1 protein-coding gene is annotated in these 303 nt (G+C 37.6%); it reads left to right on the plus strand.

Annotated features, from left to right (window positions below; all coding sequences use genetic code 11):
- The coding region (locus H4O21_RS28945; RefSeq protein WP_220495932.1) for a hypothetical protein at positions 1-303 on the plus strand (303 nt) is incomplete at both ends.

The raw sequence follows: 303 nt of genomic DNA on the forward strand, positions 1-303 counted from the left end.
GGAGTTAAAAATCAATTACAGGTTTACCAAAAACGGTAAAGCTAGAAGCTTAAAACTAGAACATAAAAAGCTAGACAATGGCAATTATTTAATTACCGCTAAAGCAATAGATAATAAGGGCTTGCGATGTTTGGATTATGAAGAGCGCGTATATTTTCAATGCTTAAATGGGGGAGAGGCCATAATTAGTCAAGGTACCCCAACAGGGAGTGAAGTTATAGAGATGGCAAATGGAAAAGCATCAATTGAGGTCAAGCGGTTTTCAGAAGATGAATTGCTACAGGTGATGGTGCTCAATCAAAG

Origin of the sequence: Oceanospirillum sediminis, from assembly GCF_014164585.1 — a bacterium.
GTDB lineage: Bacteria > Pseudomonadota > Gammaproteobacteria > Pseudomonadales > Halomonadaceae > Oceanospirillum > Oceanospirillum sediminis.